The sequence below is a fragment of the Halomonas sp. DN3 genome (genome assembly GCF_024137905.1).
Taxonomy (GTDB): Bacteria; Pseudomonadota; Gammaproteobacteria; order Pseudomonadales; family Halomonadaceae; genus Halomonas; species Halomonas litopenaei.
Map to the genome: position 1 here is coordinate 3,522,964 of NZ_CP099965.1, position 15,394 is coordinate 3,538,357.

At 62.3% G+C, this 15,394-nt stretch carries 13 protein-coding genes and 1 tRNA gene; 6 read left to right on the forward strand and 8 right to left on the reverse strand.

Annotated features, from left to right (window positions below; translation table 11 throughout):
- Positions 1-8: 8 nt before the first annotated feature.
- From NKF27_RS15180 to NKF27_RS15210, 7 genes are all read right to left on the reverse strand, one after another.
- On the reverse strand, positions 9-650 hold the full coding sequence (locus NKF27_RS15180) for a hypothetical protein (protein ID WP_222237260.1): 642 nt from the start codon (positions 648-650) through the stop codon (positions 9-11).
- A 31-nt stretch (positions 651-681) separates the two neighbouring features.
- Entirely contained in the window at positions 682-915 is a 234-nt protein-coding gene (locus NKF27_RS15185) for a plasmid-related protein (RefSeq protein WP_222237259.1), read from the reverse strand.
- A gap of 369 nt (positions 916-1,284) precedes the next feature.
- A complete protein-coding gene (locus NKF27_RS15190; protein ID WP_253552904.1) occupies positions 1,285-1,554 on the reverse strand; it encodes a tyrosine-type recombinase/integrase in 270 nt (89 codons plus the stop codon).
- Between the two features lie 37 nt (positions 1,555-1,591).
- Entirely contained in the window at positions 1,592-2,209 is a 618-nt protein-coding gene (locus NKF27_RS15195; protein ID WP_253552906.1) for a hypothetical protein, read from the reverse strand.
- A 36-nt stretch (positions 2,210-2,245) separates the two neighbouring features.
- Entirely contained in the window at positions 2,246-3,307 is a 1,062-nt protein-coding gene (locus tag NKF27_RS15200; RefSeq protein WP_253552908.1) for a site-specific integrase, read from the reverse strand.
- Between the two features lie 97 nt (positions 3,308-3,404).
- Positions 3,405-3,481: transfer RNA gene (locus NKF27_RS15205), tRNA-Ile, on the reverse strand.
- Positions 3,482-3,874: 393 nt separating this feature from the next.
- Positions 3,875-4,915, reverse strand: a complete 1,041-nt coding sequence (locus NKF27_RS15210) for a hypothetical protein (protein WP_253552910.1) — start codon at positions 4,913-4,915, stop codon at positions 3,875-3,877.
- Between the two features lie 288 nt (positions 4,916-5,203).
- Here NKF27_RS15210 and NKF27_RS15215 point away from each other — a divergent pair, with 288 nt between their 5' ends.
- The 6 genes from NKF27_RS15215 (at position 5,204) to NKF27_RS15240 (ending at position 13,210) form a co-directional block, all read left to right on the forward strand.
- A complete protein-coding gene (locus NKF27_RS15215) occupies positions 5,204-7,438 on the forward strand; it encodes a TonB-dependent receptor (RefSeq protein WP_253552912.1) in 2,235 nt (744 codons plus the stop codon).
- A 212-nt stretch (positions 7,439-7,650) separates the two neighbouring features.
- On the forward strand, positions 7,651-9,210 hold the full coding sequence (locus NKF27_RS15220; RefSeq protein WP_253552914.1) for an MFS transporter: 1,560 nt from the start codon (positions 7,651-7,653) through the stop codon (positions 9,208-9,210).
- 138 nt (positions 9,211-9,348) lie between these two features.
- A complete protein-coding gene (locus tag NKF27_RS15225; protein ID WP_253552916.1) occupies positions 9,349-10,437 on the forward strand; it encodes an ABC transporter substrate-binding protein in 1,089 nt (362 codons plus the stop codon).
- Entirely contained in the window at positions 10,437-11,441 is a 1,005-nt protein-coding gene (locus NKF27_RS15230) for an iron ABC transporter permease (RefSeq protein ID WP_253552918.1), read from the forward strand. The genes NKF27_RS15225 and NKF27_RS15230 overlap by 1 nt, the downstream gene beginning before the upstream one ends.
- Complete coding sequence (locus NKF27_RS15235; protein WP_253552920.1) at positions 11,438-12,520, forward strand: iron ABC transporter permease; 1,083 nt, start codon at positions 11,438-11,440, stop codon at positions 12,518-12,520. The genes NKF27_RS15230 and NKF27_RS15235 overlap by 4 nt, the downstream gene beginning before the upstream one ends.
- A gap of 66 nt (positions 12,521-12,586) precedes the next feature.
- Positions 12,587-13,210 carry an RraA family protein gene (locus tag NKF27_RS15240; RefSeq protein WP_253552922.1) on the forward strand — a complete coding sequence of 208 codons (624 nt, stop codon included), beginning with the start codon at positions 12,587-12,589 and terminating at the stop codon, positions 13,208-13,210.
- A 76-nt stretch (positions 13,211-13,286) separates the two neighbouring features.
- On the opposite strand, the gene NKF27_RS15245 is transcribed toward NKF27_RS15240, so the two are convergent.
- A complete protein-coding gene (locus NKF27_RS15245) occupies positions 13,287-15,392 on the reverse strand; it encodes an IucA/IucC family protein (RefSeq protein ID WP_253552924.1) in 2,106 nt (701 codons plus the stop codon).
- Positions 15,393-15,394 lie beyond the last annotated feature (2 nt).

Genomic DNA, 15,394 nt, shown 5'->3' on the forward strand with positions numbered 1-15,394 from the left:
CTTGAGTTTTATGTCCGGAGGGTTCTGCGCATTTCTTCTACTGCAGGAGCTCCAACCTTGTCGCTGCCGTAATTTCTGGCGATGAGATCTGCTCTTTGCTGGCCCAATAACTCAGCCATCTCCGCCCGAGTTAATTTTGATTCGGACCCAAGATAACTCTTGGCCTTGGCCGCCTCGCTTTTATTTCTTGATGTACTCTGTGTTGTATTCTCTGTAATAGATTTGCCCTTTGGTCGAATCAAGGTTTGACCATCCTGATCACCAGATTGGCCAGAAGGGATAGTAGAATCGACCAAAGGGAAAAACTGGGAATTACAATCACTTCCAGAAGGGTCGTCGTCGAATTGCTCCGCCAGAAGCTCAAGCAAGCGCTCGCAGTTCACCCGATACCACATTTTTGCAGGTACATCTCTCCTTTCCTCTTCCAATACGCCAATTTCCACTAGCGATTTCCTAGCATTAGCCTGCTGCTTTGGAGAAAGCCCTGTTTCTGACTCCCAGCTATCTCTGCCACGCTGATTCTTATAAAACCACCCTCCTCTTTCCTCCGCCTTGGTGTTACGCGTCCAGTAAAATGCTTGGCTGAGAAAAACTGCACCAGGAACTGAAACGCCGGGAAGGAGCGTGAATGCGGCATGATAAGCAACCACCCTACCCAAGATCTTCTGTACTACCGAGGGACTAACACGCGCCATATTCAGAAGGCTCCAAATCCAGAGCGTCTTTGACTTGGAGCGTCCGAAAATAGACACGACGCCCTACCTTCACCATCGTCGGCTTCAGCTTTCGAGAGACCTCAGTATCTGAATAAAGAGAAACTCGCACACCATCGGGCGAACGACCAAGAAGATCCGCCAGGTCTGTTATGCTCATCAGTAGGCCGAACCGATCAATAAGATATTCTTCGACTTTCATGGCTAGCACTCCATCAATCACACATCGACGTAATCAATGCTAACCAAGCAAAGCCAAAGCTCAAGCGCGCGCCTCTTGCATAGCAATCAATGCACTAGACATTGATTATCAAAGTGTATTATCTTGAAGAAAAGGCGAAATAAAAATACTAGGTATTACAGCCACTTAAATAAATAACAAAATTTAACAAATTGCACAGACGTGAAGACAAGGAGCTCAAGCGGAGCAATAATAAGAATAATAATAGAATTATTATTCTTATTATTCCTAAAAGAAATCCTCCTTTTGCCAGGGGGGGGGCAACACTCCTTTTACCACCGGTGACAAAGCACCGGCATCCGCTCAACAAACAATGGTCAAGAAGTTTGGCTATTGACTTTTAGTTCGATCTAGCTTCGCGACCAGATCTGCCGCCCGCAGTTGTGTATATCTCCTCAGCATCTGCATTGATTTGAGACCCCTGATCGCCGCTAATTTCTGATCAGACAGTCCAGCCTCTACCAGCCGACTGACAGCCTCATGGCGCAGATTATCGGAGCGGAAGTCATCTAGTCCGGCCTGCTTCTTCGCCTGGTTCCAGAACTTGGTGTCGGCATAGGGGCCGCGCTTACCGTCTCCGCTAGGTTCACCGAAGAACACCAGGTCACTTCACGCTTTCATTAGCCTCAGCCAACTGTTAATCAATTTTTTCCCCCACCGCACTCTTCAGCTCTTTTCCACGAGTAGCTATCTTTTCTTGAAGAACGCGAGAATAGCTTGATATTTCATCTCCCGTTTTAATCACTTTGGACAAACTAGTTTCCCATACGCCTCTTTCATGTTTAACATCAGTTCGCAAAACGCTCTCTTGGTGCCCCCAAAAAACATTAGTTTGCCCATAAATCTTGCAGACAGAATCACTCATCTCAGGATAATAAATATCTGAAATGGCTTTAGCCTCATGAAGCCGATGACAGCTCTCTACATATCTCTCCCGAAACTCATGGAGTTTCATGTTATTATCAGACTGCATATAACTCATAGTTAGAGATGTCTCCAGCGAAACTCTTGACAATATCGCATGCATTTTTCTTAACTCTTCTCTCTCAATGGCCACTTCTGCCATAACACGCTCATGCAGCAATCTATCTGATTGAAGAGCAACATCCTTTTGGGCAGTAATCTCAGCAATCCTTACCTGATTTCTAACTGTTGTTTTTGTCGTTATGTATGCGGCAACCGCACCGATAACAGCTCCCAAGAAAACGTACATCTCCTTAGGTAGGTAGCCATCGTTTAATGAAACACCCAGCATTTTTCACCCTCCATGCAAGAATTAGAAAACTCGTAACTAATGATCCCTCATACGATCCAGTTTTATAACCAAGTCCTCCGCCCTCAGGTGGGTATACCGTCGCAGCATCTGCATCGACTTGTGGCCACTGATCGCGGCGACCTCCTGATCGGATAGCCCCGCCTCCACCAACCGGCTGACGGCTTCATGACGTAGGTCGTGGAAGCGGAAGTCATCCAGTCGAGCTTGCTTCTTTGCCTGGTTCCAGAGCTTGGTGTAGGCGTAGGGGCCGCGCTTTCCATCCTTTCCAGGCTCGCCAAAGAACACCAGATCACAATCGAGCGGGCGCACCGGGTTGTTCAGCGCCTGCTTGAACACCTCGGTGGCGGCCTGAGTCAGCGGCACCAGGCGGGCATCGTTGTTCTTGGTGTCCGTGAGGCGCACCACGCGGCGTTTCACGTCGACCTGGGAGCGAGTGAGGGTCAGGATCTCTGAGGAGCGCATGCCCGTCTCCAGGGCGATTCTTGCGATCCAGGCCAACATGGGATTGCTGTGCTGCCGTAGCACGGCGAACAGGCGCTTTTCCTCGTCGGCGCTCAGGCGCCGGTCACGCCCCTCCCCAGGGCTTGGCTTGCGGATGTTCTGGACGGGGTTGTAGGTCAGGCCCAGCCCCCATTCCTGGATGACCACGGTGTAGAGATGGCCGAGCAAGGCGAGCTCCAGGCGCACGGTATTGGCGCTGATAGGCTGGCCACGATGGCCAATGCTGTTCAGGCGGGTGTCACGGAAATTGGCGATCAGCTCCGGCGTCAGGGCCGCGAGGGAGTACTTGCCCAAGTGCTCGATCAGCGTGCTGGCCTTGTGGCGCTCGCTCTTTTGGGTGCTGGGCTTCTTGGTGGGTGTGACGTCGGCTAGGTAGCGCTTGAGGGCTGCTTCGAGCGTCATGCGCTCCGAAGCGCTGCGCTGGATATAGACACCGCGCACCATTTCGTCTTCGGTGCGGCGTGCCCAGTCCTGGGCGTCTCGTTTGGTGCGGAAGGTCTTGGCGGTGGTGGGCCAGCCGGTCTTGCGGATGACGGCTTTCCAGCTACCGGCAGGGGTCTTGACGATGGTGGCCATGAAGGTCTCCAGGGGGCTGAAGGATCGGCACTGTACCGAAACTGTACCCTTGGACCATGGGACTCACCAGGCAAAATTCGTAAGACACTGATTTCATTGGTGGGCCCAGCTGGACTCGAACCAGCGACCAAGGGATTATGAGTCCCCTGCTCTAACCAACTGAGCTATAGGCCCTTATCAGCGCGGGCGTATGATAGCGAAAGCTGCGGCCGTAGGCTAGCGGGTTTCGGGTGGACGCTTGCCGCTGGTCAGTATGGCGGCTTTCGAGGCGCTTCCGTTGTGCTTTGACTGTTGCCGTCCTCGCATCGTAGCCCTTGTCGCATCAATGCTCTGGCGCCTCGAGAACCGGTTTTGGCGCTTGGGTGTACCGCCGGCGTACCCGCAGCGCCCCGCTCCACCCCATGCGCCCCTTTCCCTTCACACGCCCCCTCTTTCCGCGCTCCTTCTCACGCGCTCGCCCTCTATGGCTTGGTATTACTCTCCGGGGCTCTCTATCAGGCTCCTCCGCCACGTTCTGCCCTGTCTCGGTTCGATGTGGCAATGCGCCATACCTGAACCGCTTGGTGCCTACTGCACCAACCCAAGGATGGTGTAGGGGGCTTCGCAGCAGCGGCGTTCGTCGCGTTCGCTGACGCTGTGCAGGTCGTAGTTGCGGTCGTTGTCGTAGGCGACGAACAGCCGCTCGCGGTCGAGCACGGCGAGGCCTTCGGCCTTGTGTTCGAACTCGAGCACCTTGTCGTTCTCGTCGCGTACCAGGGTGGGTGCCCTGCCCTGGCGGAAGTCGTGCAGCGACATCACCCACAGATAGCCGCCGATGAGCTCGTCGTCGCCCTCTTCCGTCTCGAAGCTGGTCAGCAGGTAGAGCTGGCCGTGGTAGGGATCGTACTCGAGGCTCGACAGGCCGCAGATGTGCTCCACGCCGTCGTACTCGCCAGGGTCGAAGCTGAAGACGTCGTGGAGGGCGTCGACGAACTCCAGGTTGTCGTCGTCGTTGATGATGTAGTGGGCACCGATGACGCGACGCACGTAGTCAAAGTCATCGTGGGCCTTGCCCTGCTCGCGGATGCCGAATAGCAGCAGGCCATCGCCACGCTCGCCGGGGATCGCGGCCAGGCCCTCGATCTTGTAGTAGGGCTCGCCTACGGCTGCGTCCATCTTGCGACGAAATTCGAGCGAGCCTTCCACACCGTCGCGGGGGTCCGGGTCCACCACCTGGACCCGGTCAGGCTCGTGAAGTGGCCAGATCAGCAGGTGGTTGTAGGCGTTGAGTTCGTGGGTCTCGTCGTCGATGCGATCGAAACCGGTGGTGGCGATCATGTGGCGCCCATCGGTGGTCAGGGCGAAGTCTTCATACTTCACCGCTTCCTTGATGGTCTGCTGGGTCAGGTAGTCGATGCGGCTGTCGTCGGGACCATCGGCGGTCAACGGCAGGCTGAAGGCGGCAGAACGCTCGTGGCCGGGAATCGGCTTGTCGCTGGCCATCAACAGTCGCTCACCATCGTAGGCCACCGCGGAAATCTCGGCGTTGACCAGCTCGCCCTGGTCGTCACGCAGGCCGGGAGGAAAGCAGTGGATCGTGCCCTGCTTGAGGATTTTAACTCGTGCCATCAGGCCTCCTGATCGTCGCGTGGTAGATGCATCCAGCCTACGCCTTGTGCCTCTGGTCGGCGAGGGGGTGAGCTTGACTTGCACAAATCTTAAAATTGAATACGAACGCTTCGCATTATTTTCACAATTCGCTATATTGCTTGCCGCTGCCGAAGCTGCACACCTGCCCCACGGGCAACACGCAGCTCCCTCGGCAGGTGGCGCGAGACGGGCCGCCAGAAGCCCGGTCCGCACTGTCCCATCGGCTCGTCTCGGCAAGCCGGTCAACACTAGCCAAGCGATCATTCCATGCCTTCCCAGATTCCGATTCAGATCCACACACGCCCGCGTCCCCTTGCTACTTCGCCAATCACCGGCGTCACGTCATATGGCGGCTCTCCCTCGTCAGCGTCACTTTCCCTCGGTGCAGGCCTCTTGCTGCTGGCCGCTGCTCCGTCGCTTAGCTGGGCGCAGGCGGTTGGCGCCGATCAGCAAGGCACCGACGAGGCAGCCGTCCAGTCCCAGGAGACCATGGTGGTGGTCGGCTCGCGCACGCCGAAGTCGATCAGCGAGATCCCCGGTGCGGTGTGGGTGGTGGATCAGCAGCAGCTGGAGACCCAGATTGCGACGGGCGCGGACCTCAAGACCGCGCTGGGCCGGTTGGTACCGGGGCTGGATCTTGCGCCCCAGGGACGCACCAACTATGGCCAGAACATGCGTGGCCGCAGCGTGCAGGTACTGATCGACGGCGTCTCGTTGAACAGCTCCCGGGGCCTGTCGCGCCAGTTCGACGCCATCGACCCGTTCAACATCGAGCGCGTCGAGGTGCTGTCCGGCGCCAGTAGTCTTTATGGCGGTGGCGCCACCGGTGGCATCATCAATATCGTGACGAAGAAAGGTGACGGCCCCGGTCGCCACTTTTCCACCGCGACGAGCGTCACCAGCGGCTTCAATGACAGTGACGACGCCGACTTCCGTCTGGCCCAGTCGATCAGTGGCGGCAGCGAGCGTGTTCAGGGTCGTCTGGCGGTGGCCTATCAGGACAATGGCCGCTTTTATGACGGGCGTGGCGACGAGATCTTCCCGGACATCGCCCAGACCGACCTGCAGGACAATCGCTCCATCGACATCATGGGTAGCGTCGATCTGGCACTCAGCGCCGAGCAGACGCTGACGCTTGGCGCTCAGCTATACCGCTCGGCCTATGAGGGTGACCGTGGGCTCTACTTCCCCAACCTGGCGCTAGGCAATCTGGAAGGCGCCGAGATCCGCGACGGCTATTCGTCGGATCGCGATCCCGAGACGGATCGTCGCATGGTCAACCTGCAGTACCACCACGCCGACCTGCTGGGTCAGGACTTCTACCTGCAGGCGTTCTATCGGGAAGAAGAGGCAAGCTTCAATGCCTTCCCCTACGCCACCACTCAGGGCGTCGAATTCCGCGCCTCCAAGCAGGACACCGATCTGGGCGGTATCAAGGCGCTGTTCGATGCCGAGCTGGGCGATCGCATCTCGCTGACCTATGGCCTCGACATGGACCGTGAGTCCTTCGACGCCGACCAGATGTACTTCGACATCGCCACCTCGAATGCCAGTGGCGGTCTCACCCAGGAAGAGCGCGAGATCGGCCCGCGCTATCCAAGCTACGAGATCGACGGCTACGCCGGCTTCGCCCAGGGCGACTGGCGGGTCACCGATGGCCTGACCTTGTCAGCAGGTGTGCGCCAGCAGCATATGGACGTCGAGGTCGATGACTTCAACGGCGTACCGGGTGGCGAGAATGACTATGACGCCACCCTGGTCAACGCAAGCGCCCTCTACGATTACGGCAACGGCCACCAGAACTGGATCCAGTTCAGCCAGGGCTTTGAGCTGCCGGACCCGGCCAAGTACTACGGCAAGAGCGCCGATGTCAGCGTCGACGACAACCCGCTGGACGCCATCAAGACAGACCAGGTGGAACTCGGCTGGCGCTTCAATGACGCCGACTGGAGCACCCAGGCGGCGATCTACTACGCCTGGTCCGACAAGGCGGTGGAAAATGCCGAAGACCTGTCGGTCAGCGTGGTCGAGGAAAACAAGCGCGACTACGGCCTCGAGGCGGCGGTGACCCGCTTCCTGGACGGCGGCTTCGAGGTCGGCGGCACCCTGCACCTGGTGCGCTCGGAGCAGGAAGACGAGAACGGCAGCTGGGAAAAGCGTGACGCCCGCTATGCGTCGCTGTCCTCCGCCACGGCCTTCGTCGGTTGGCAGGACATGGCGGCAGGTCGCAGCGCTCGCCTGCAGGCCAACCATGCCCATAACCTGGAAGATGACGATGACCGCCAGATCGACGGCTACACCACGGTGGACCTGGCGCTGGCCCAGGATATCGATATCGGCCGTCTGACGCTGGGCATCGACAACCTGCTCGACGAGGAATATTCCACCGTCTGGGGACAGCGAGCGGCAATGTTCTACTCGCCCTACTACGGTCCGGAGTACCTGTACGACTATCAGGGTCGGGGACGGACCTTTACCCTTGGCTGGACCATGGACTTCTAATATTCGTCCTGGGAATTTCCATCCCCACCAAGCGCCGGGCCATTTCAGGTCCGGCGCTTATGGTTTCAGGCTGGTGGCGTCGCTCACCTGGCGCGACGACTTCGGGGAATATTCCTCTCTTCTCTCATTTGATAATGAATTGCATTTGCTTTTGCGTCGTGGCATGCTCTTGGCCCTCCGCATTTCCGCTTTCCAGGACTGTGAGACGGTTCATGTTCCAGGCCCGGCCCACCAATACGCTTACCAAGGTCCCTGCCTCGCGGGGTGCTGAGCTGTCTTGTGATGAGTCGTCGAAGGCCCACGCCGGAGGTGCCTGGGTGCTGGTCAGCGTGTTGTTGGGCACCTTTACCGTCAGCCTCAACAACAGTGCGCTGAACCTGGCGGTGGCGGAGCTGATGGCGACCTTCGATGCCAGCGCCAGCCAGGTGAACTGGGTCATCACCCTGTTCATGATCAGCATGGCCATGACCATGCCGCTGACCGGCTATCTGGCCGACCGCTTCGGCCGGCGGGTGATCTATCTGCTGGGGCTGATCGGTTTTATCGCCGGTTCTGGCCTTGGCGCCATGGCCGACAGTCTAGACAGCATCATCATCGCTCGGGGCGTCCAGGGCATGGCGGCGGGGCTGATGATGCCGCTGTCGCTGGCGCTGATCTTTGCCGCCTATCCGCCCGAGCAGCGTGGCCGCGTCAGCGGCATCTGGGGGTTTGCGGTGATGATCGCGCCGGCCATCGGCCCTAGCGTCGGCGGCCTGCTGCTGGAAGTCAGCCACTGGCGGGCGCTGTTCGTCATGAACCTGCCCTTTGCGCTGCTGGGGCTGGTGGTCGGCTGGCGCTGCCTCCATCGGGAGGCGCCCAACCGTGCCAGGCGCTTCGACCTGCCGGGCTTTTTGCTGATCACCCTCGGCATGGGCGCGGTGCTGTTTTCGCTAAGCCGAATCGACAGTCTGGCCGAACTGCTCACACCCTCGGCGCTCGTCCCCCTGGGGCTCGGACTTGCCGCCCTGGCAGGGTTCGTGGTGGTCGAACGGGGTATGGAGTGCAAGGCGGGGCGAATGCAGGAACGGAAAGCCGACCCCACAGCAGCCCAGGGAGCCCCGGCGCCTCTACTGTCGCTGTCGCTGTTTGGACACCGCGCCTTTCGCCTGAGCGTCGTCCTGGCCTGCCTGCAGTCCATCATCCTGTTCGGCTGCGTGCTGCTGGTGCCGCTGTGGATGCACCAGGTGCTCGGGGCGAGTCCGCTGACCACGGGGCTTGTGTTTCTGGCCACGGCCCTGATGGCGTCGCTGTCCTCGCCCATCGCCGGGCGGATGATCGACCGCCACCCGCCCCAGTGGTGCCTGCTCGCCGGCCTTGTGCTGACCGCTGTCAGTCTGGCCGGGCTCGCGCTGATGTCGTCGGCGACGCCAGCCTGGGTAGTGGGGCTGTGGATGGTGACGCGTGGCATTGGCCTGGCTTGCGGCTATCTGCCCTCCACCACCGTGGGCATGCGCGCCCTGCCCGACCGGGACATGGCCCAGGCTTCGGCCATGAACAATATGGCGAGGCGGTTGATCGCCTCGCTGGGTCTGGTGGCGCTCTCGCTTTACTACGACACCCGCGTCAGTGGCGTCACCGCCGCTGGCGTGAGTGCCACCGAGGCCAGCGCCCAGGCCCTGCACGAGACCTTTATCGCCCTGGCCGCCATTGCCCTGCTGTGCCTACCGCTGGCCTGGGCGCTGGGGCGAGAAATCGGCCGCTCGTCGGGGCGCCAGACACGCCAATACAGGTGAAGGATCATCCCCATGACGTTCACGCCATCGCTGCGACCGCCGTCGCAACCCTCACCAGGCTCGCGCTCGCCATTTTCATCGCACATGCCACCCGAGCCGCCGCACCGCTCCCGGTCCCAGCCTCGGCAGGCACCCTCAGTGCTGCGCAGTCTGTTGCTGGTGCTCGGGCTGTTCGCCGGCGTGCTGGCCTTTGTGGCACTCGCCCTGCTCGCCGGGATGCTGTTATTTACAGGCACTGCCGAGGCCGACATCAGGACTGACGCAAGGGCTGATACAAGGGCTGATGTAAGGTCTGAAGTAAGCGCGGTCTCGGCGGCCGCTGCTCTGGCAGTCTCCTCGGCTTCGACGCCACGCCTGGTCACGCTGTATCAGGGGGCCACGGACAGCGCCGTGGCGCTGGGGGTAACGCCCATCGGGGTGGTCGATGCCTGGATGGAGAAGCCTACCTATCGCTACCTGCGCGAGGCGCTCGATGGCGTCGAGCACGTGGGCCTGGAGACCCAGCCCAACCTGGAGAAGGTGGCCTGGCTTGATCCCGGAGTGATCGTCGCCACCCGCTTTCGTCACGAACGGGTACGCCCGCTGCTCGAGCAGATCGCACCGACGCGGTTCTCGTCCACGGTGTCTGACTTCAAGGCCTCGCTCACGCTGGTGGCGGCGGCGACCGGGCGCGAGGCCAGGGCCGAACAACTGCTGGCCTGCTGGGACGACCGGGTAGCGGATCTGCGCGCGAAAATCGCCACGACACTGGGTGACGCCTGGCCGCAGAAGGCCGCGGTGGTACGCTTCAAGAGCGACCACGTGCGTCTGTATTCCTCCGGCTTCGCCGGCAGCATCCTGGAGGAGCTGGGCTTCCGCCAGCCTGACGCCGCCGCAGACCAAGGCTGGGGCATGAAGTTGACCAGCGAGGAGAACATCCCCGCGCTGGACGCCGACGTCATCTTCGTGCTGCTGGAAGACGACCCGGCGATCGAAAACACCTACCGCCACTGGACCGCCCACCCGCTATGGCAGCGGCTGACCGCGACCCGCGCCGACCGAGTGTACGAGGTGGACACGGTCAACTGGATCATGGGCGGCGGCATCCTCGCCGCAAACGCGATGCTCGATGACCTCTATCGCCACTACGGCCTGGCGCCTCAGGCGCTCTCTCCTTCCTGCGCGCTGGGGGAAGAGCCTTCAGCTATTAAAGAGCCGTCGCCAACAACAGACGAGGGTGCGGCCTGATGCTGAAACGCACCTCGACCCGGGCCGCCGGACTGATCCTCGGTACCCTGCTGCTGCTGGCGGCCTTTGGCGCCAGCGTGATCCTCGGCACCACCGAGATCACGCCGCTGACCGCCCTTGAGGCCGTCACCGACTATGACGGTGGCAGGGTTAGCCATATCGTCATCCTCAGCGAACGCCTGCCCCGGGCGGTGATCGCCACCCTGACCGGTGCCAGCCTGGCGGTGGCCGGTGCGCTGATGCAGACCATGACGCGCAACCCGCTGGCCTCGCCAAGCATCCTCGGCATCAACGCCGGCGCCATGTTCTTTGTGGTGGTGGCGGTATCGCTGCTGCCACTGCACACCCCCGGTCAGTATGTGTGGGCGGCCTTGCTCGGCGCGCTGGTGGCCGCACTCGCCGTGGTAGCGCTCAGCCGTGGCCGGCGCGGCGAGCTGTCACCGCTTCGGGTCGTGCTCGCCGGGGTGGCGGTGACGGCGATGTTCGTGTCCTTCAGTCAGGGCCTGTTGATCATCGACCAGCAGAGCTTCGAGAGCGTGCTGTACTGGCTGGCGGGCTCGGTCTCCGGGCGTGAGCTTGAACTGGTGGTGCCACTGTTGCCGCTGTTTGCCCTGGCCCTTGCGATCACGGCGGCCCTCGCCCGTCAGGCCAACGCCCTGCTGCTGGGCGATGACATGGTCACCGGCCTTGGCATGCGCGCCGGCACCCTGAAGCTTGCCCTGGGTCTATGCGTGATCCTGCTGGCCGGCAGCTCGGTGGCGCTGGCCGGGATGATCGGCTTCGTCGGCTTGATCGTGCCACACATGGCCCGCGGCCTGGTCGGCATCGACCATCGCTGGCTGCTGCCGGCCTGTGCGCTGCTCGGAGCCACGCTGCTGCTGGTCGCCGATATCGCCTCGCGCTTTCTGATGGCGCCCCAGGAGATCCCGGTCGGCGTCATGACCGCGCTGATCGGCACGCCCTTCTTTATCTATCTGGCCCGCAAGAAGCAGGTATCCGCATGAGCAGCTTGTCTGGCGCCAACGCCGAATCCGCCACACAGCACCAGACACAGGGCCAAACACCGGGCCATGCACAAGGCCATACACCAGATCGGGCCAACCGGCGCTATCGCCGCCTGGTGGCGCTGCTGGCGCTTGCGCTGGTGGCAAGCGCAGGCCTGTCGCTGTCGCTGGGCAGCTTCCCCACTCCCCCCATCGAGGTGCTGAAAGCCCTGGCCGCGCCCCAGGCCAGCGACATCGGCTTTATCGTCTGGGAGTTGAGGCTGCCGCGCATTCTGCTGGCGGTGCTGGTGGGGGCGGCGCTGGCGGTGGCCGGCGCGGTGCTGCAGGGCATCGTCAGAAATCCCCTGGCCTCGCCGGATGTGATCGGTATCACCAGTGGCGCGGCGCTGGCGGCGGTGGTGTTTCTGGCAGGCTTTGCCAGTCAGCTGAGCATCCACCTGCTGCCGCTGGCGGCGCTGGGCGGCGCCCTGGTGGCCACCGTGCTGGTGGTGGCGCTGGCCTGGCGTAAAGGGCTCAACCCCAGCCGGGTGGTACTGGTCGGTATCGGGCTGTCCGCCGCCATGGGGGCGGCGACGACCCTGCTGATCGTGATCAGCGATGACGCCTCGGCGCTGCACGCCTATGTCTGGCTCACCGGCAGCCTGTATGCGGCCCAGTGGAGCCATGTGCTGTCGCTGCTGCCCTGGCTGCTGGTGGCGATTCCGCTATGCCTGAGCCTGGCTCGGCATATGGACGCCCTGGCACTGGGCGACGCCGTGGCCGTCGGGCTCGGTGTCGATGTGCTGAGAAGCCGGCTGATCCTGCTGGCCCTCAGCGTGGCACTGGCCGGCGCGGCGGTGGCGTTTGCCGGAGGACTCAGCTTCGTCGGCCTGGTGGCGCCCCATCTGGCGGCCCACCTGGTCGGCCGCAGTCTGGCGCGGCTGGTGCCGGTGGCGGCGCTGTGTGGCGCGCTGATCGTGCTCTACGCCGACTTGATCGGCCGCGTGGCCTTTCTGCCCAAGGACCTGCCCGCCGGGGTCTTCGTCTCTGCGGTGGGTGCGCCCTTCTTCGTCTATCTGCTCTATCGCACCCGTCAGTAATGGTGCTAGGTGCCTCGCCGTGATCCGGTCAGCACCCCCTCAGCAACACGTCCGACAGGAGCTCCGATGTTCCACATTGCCCCACGCAGGGACAGCTTCAGCCAGGCGCAGATCGATCGCTTCGCCGGGCTTGCCACCTCGACCCTGGGCCACTTCAGTGACTTTGGCGCCATCGCCTCGCTGGAGCCGCTGCATCGTCCGGTGCGCCTGGTCGGCACCGCCCTGACGGTCCGAATTCCTCATGTCGACGGCGCCATCATCCGCGAGGCGCTGACGCTCGCACGCCCCGGTGACGTGCTGGTGATCGACGTGTCCGGTGATCATCGTCGCGCCTGCTGGGGCGAATTTCGCGCCTACGCGGCGCTCACCAAGGGACTCGCTGGTGTCGTCACCAATGGCGCTGTCACCGACCGGGAGACGCTGTCTCGGCTGACTCTGCCGATGTTTGCTGCGGGTACCAGTCCGCTGACCACCCGCTCGCTGTCGCTGGAGGGTGAGATCAACACCCCGGTATCCATCGACGGCGTCGCCATCGCGCCCGGCGATCTGGTGCTCGGTGACGACGACGGTCTGTTCGTGGTGCCCCCGCACCGGGCCGACGAGCTGGCCGAAAAAGCCCTGGCCAAGCAGCAGGACGAAACTCGTCGGCGCGAGGCGATGCTCGCTGAGCATCCCGAATGGCTGCGCTGAATATCCCGCGTCTTGCTCACATAAAACGGCGGCATCGGGGTTCACCGATGCCGCCGCGCATTTGCTGACGGTAGGATCAGGCCTGCTGTAGCGTCCCCAGGCGGTCGGCTTCGCCAGCGCCAGCGCTACCGACACCCTGTTCAACACCAGCAGTTGCCTCGGCATTCTGATGCGTCAGCTCCCCCTGGCAGGCCCTCAGCGGATTGACGGTCTCGCTGACGCCAAAAGGCATGCTGCCGGGACCGCCCGCACGCTCGATGATCGGGGCGATCAGGCGCTTGTAGGGCCAGCGCTCGCGCTCGAACAGCGCGGACTTCAAGACATTGCGCTCGGCGGCATCGAAGGGCACGGCGTCGAGCTGGGCCTCGAGCTGAACCGTCAGATCTCGCCATAGCTCGCGCTGGCAAAGGCCATAGTGCCCCGCCAGGGTGTCGATGATCGCACGCAGATTGACCTGGATCGCCAGGGTCTGCAGCCAGAACAACAGCGCCTCCTGACTGTCGTGGTAGAGGGTGTTGGCGTGACCCGGCTTGATCCGGTAGCAGGGATCCTGCATGCCGTGACGCTCGAGCTGGCCGACGTTGATACGCAGCGAGTCATGGTCACGCAGCAACAGTCCCTCGACCCTACCCTGGCGCACCACCAGCACGGCGTTCTGGCCGTGCACCTCCGCCAGCATGCCAAGCCTCAGCATGCGCAGGTTGATCTCGAAAAAGCGCGCACACAGCTCGCCAAACAGCGCCTGTGCGCTCGCGGCTCCCTGTTCCATGCCACGCTGCACCATCCAGTCATCGAAGACGTGATGGGCGCTGATGCGTGCTGGACCTGACGCCCCGACCATCGGTAGCGGCGTACCCAGGGTCGCCATGGGTACCAGTTGGGTGCCGGCCTGCTCGAGCAGCGCCTGAGGATAGCTGCGCACCATGGCGCTCAGGTGGCGCGGGGCCTCATCGAACAGGCTGGCGCCCTCGGGCAGGTAGGCCCACCACTTGCCTTCGTCACACAGGTGCAGGGCGCTTTCCAGCAGTGGATCGCGCTGCCGGGCTTCTTCCAGCAGCCGTGCGCTCAAGTCGCCATTGATCATCTTCACCGCCGGCAGGTAGCGCGAGGCCCCCAGCGAGTGGATAGCCATGGGCAGCTTGAGGCTGTGCGCTTCGCCGTCTGATGAGGGCGCAGCCGGCAGCAGCGAGCGCAGTGATGAGGTCGGCCACCAGCGCCCGGCGCTAGCCTCCAGGGTGATGCAGTGACCAGCGGCAAAGTCCTCGGCGAGCCACTTCGGCAGGGCATGATCGTGCTGCCAGGGGTGCACCGGCAGCGCCGTGTGGCTATCGGCGATTCCCTTGGCGAGCATCTCATCGGCGAGTGCCTGACGCTCCTCTGGCGCGAGCAGCCAGTCTGCGGGTTGTTCCAAAGGGGCGCTCTCTCTATCGGCGCCCGAAGCCGCGCCGGCTGCGAGTGCCCCCACCCCTGCGCCATGGGTCAGCCGGTGACGCGCTACCGCCACCCAGTAAAGCTCGACGGGGTTGGCAAACTCGGCCATATAGGCACGGTACTCGGCAGCGCTTAAACCCTGTTTGGCCTTGGCGGTGGGATGGTAGGGCCGGTCGAGCAGCGACGCCCACTGCTCCAGAATGGTGAAGTGCTCAAGGGTGCCCAGGGAGGCGAGATGGCGGGTGTCCACACCATGGGCCATGGAGGCCGTGGCTTGCCACAGGCTGTCCTCCAGGGCGTCGAGAAAGACGCGCTGGCCTGGCGTCAGGGTCTGGTCATCGCCGCCGAACACCCGGCGCATCACTGCCACGGGGTCCAGGGGCGACGGAGTCCCCCCATCGTGAGCCAACACCGGCGTGCCGGGCACCCTCTGCCAGTCCTGGGCGATGCCGGGCTCCAGCAGCATCACCAGGCTGGTCTTTTGGCTAGCGCCCTGGGCCCGCTCTTGGCGCCACAATCGCGCCCCGGGGTGGGCCACCAGAGTGTCATCACCAAACAGCTCAGCGGCAAACGAGCGGGCATCGCTGTCATCACGGGCCAGCGAGTCGATCTCGAGGATCCCCTCGACCAGCAGGCCATCGACCAGCGACTGAAGGATCTGCTCGCTGGCCAGGCGCCTCGCCTGGGGTGAAGCCTGAGGTGAAGGAACGGCTGAAGAAACAGGCGAAGAAACGGAATCAAACGAGGCCATAT